Origin of the sequence: Bradyrhizobium sp., from assembly GCF_049581145.1 — a bacterium.
Classification (GTDB): Bacteria; Pseudomonadota; Alphaproteobacteria; order Rhizobiales; family Xanthobacteraceae; genus Bradyrhizobium.
The window spans coordinates 1-1,755 of sequence record NZ_JBAURI010000433.1 but is presented as its reverse complement, the minus strand read 5'-3'; the positions used below and the strand labels follow the sequence as shown (position 1 = coordinate 1,755).

Sequence of the window (1,755 nt, the reverse complement as noted above, 5' to 3'; positions counted from 1 at the left end):
CAGTAGGACTTCGCGCTCGAACTCGCTTAGCTCGAAAAGGCGGGTCAGCGCGTCGATGGCCGGCGGCGTCCGCATTTTCCACCGTACGCCAGCGCCTGTGGCCGCGCCCGCAGTCTCCGATTTGTCGCCGAGCAGGTCCTTGAGACGGGCAAACTCCGCAACCAGGTGCGCCTGGTTGGCGTCGAGCCAAACGGATTTGCGCGCTGCCTGCCGCATCACGTCACCTGAACCGATGGGCCAGTGAAAACCGGCGGCGACTTGGTCATGTCAATGATCGGGCTGTCGATGCCGTCGACGCGCAGTCGCACGGGCACCGAACGCCCGGTGGGCTGCAGGGTCGCAAAGGTGAATGAAGGCGAATTGGTCGGCGCCGCGAAAGGATTAGCCGGCGCCTCCTGGCTGCCAATCAGCAATGACGCCTGCTGCCCGACACGCAGATAAGGCGTGCACGGAACGGTGACGGAGACGGCAGTACCGGAGGCCAGCGTGCCGGGCTCCCAAGCCGCGGCGATTTTGGGTGCGATCGCGAGTGGCAGGCCGTTGGACATCAGCGTGTCGCTGCCCTGCGGCACTTGTGTTGACAAGAGGTAGACGCCGGCCGGCAGGTCGGTCGGGTTCGCTTGCAGCGGCGGCAGCGATGGATTGAGTACGGTGAACTGGAACGAATTGGCTTGCACGTTTGTGAGCGACGTCAGGGTCTGCTTGATGCCGAGACGAGGATTGGACAGGACGACGCCAGCGGCGGCGCTGAGATTTGAGCCCTGCACGGTCACGACGTCGCCGAGGCAGGCGGCCGGCTGCCCGACGGACGGATCGACCTCGGTGAGCGTCGGCAGCGGCGGCGTCATGCTGGCGACAGCGGAGATCTGGCGCTGCAGCACCGGTAACGTCGAGAGGAGCGGTGCGTGCGACTGGATCAGCACGGTCGAGACCTGGAACGGGAAGGTGGGCCGATAGTCCGCTTTCAGCGCAGTCCACAGCCATGCGAGTTCCTCGCGGCCGAGCGTCGCGGGCGCAAGCTTGATCATCTCGATCTGGTCGGCGATCCCCGAGGCCGCCAGCAACGTCGATAGGGAGTTTGCTGCCGGCAAGTTAGCGAGCGTGCTGCGGATCTGGCTTCGCGGCAGGATGGGGTTTTCGTGGATGAACTGCACGCCGAGGCCAAGCAGGATTTCAGCTTCGTAATCCTCCGACGCGTAGGCGGTCAGCAGATAATGCAGGTCGAGCGCGAGCGGGGGATTGGCGATGCGTGTGGCGCCATCGGCGGCGACGGCAGGCAATTCAACATTGCGCCAGGCGGAGTTCAACGTCACTTGATGCAGAAACAAGTTCACCTGCGGTTGCGTGCCGGTGCCGAGGCTCGCCTGGACGATATCGGGCGCCACAGCCGAGGCCTTGGGCGATCCGATGTTCGCGTTCGTCAGGATGCTTTGCAGCAGGCTTTCCAGAACCGCGGTGACGCCGGCAATTCCGAGGGCGTTGCTCACGATGCGCTCCCGTTACGCCGTTTGAGATAGTCGTCGAGCGCCATGGCGTTGCGGCGCGGCGTGGTGACAGTCGGATGCACCGGAGTCGGAGGAGCTGCGGTCACCTCGATCCGGCCGATATGAATGTGCACCTCGTGCGGTTCGATCGCTGTCCGGTGCGCGTCCTGCTCGCGGCGGGCTGGGCCGGGGTTGATCGACGCGGGCTGAGGGGGCGCACGTGCGGCCGGCGTCGAGTCCAGCGTGCCGACGGCCGTGGCCAGTAGCGGTG

At 65.5% G+C, this 1,755-nt stretch carries 3 protein-coding genes; all 3 read right to left on the bottom strand.

Going from position 1 to position 1,755, the window contains the following annotated elements; translation table 11 throughout:
- A partial coding sequence (locus tag WCB02_RS14135) for a hypothetical protein (protein ID WP_423958840.1) occupies window positions 1-216 on the bottom strand: 216 nt, incomplete at its 3' end.
- On the bottom strand, window positions 216-1,487 hold the full coding sequence (locus tag WCB02_RS14130) for a DUF4255 domain-containing protein (protein ID WP_423958839.1): 1,272 nt from the start codon (window positions 1,485-1,487) through the stop codon (window positions 216-218). The genes WCB02_RS14135 and WCB02_RS14130, both read right to left, overlap by 1 nt.
- The coding region (locus WCB02_RS14125) for a hypothetical protein (RefSeq protein ID WP_423958838.1) at window positions 1,484-1,755 on the bottom strand (272 nt) is incomplete at its 5' end. The genes WCB02_RS14125 and WCB02_RS14130, both read right to left, overlap by 4 nt.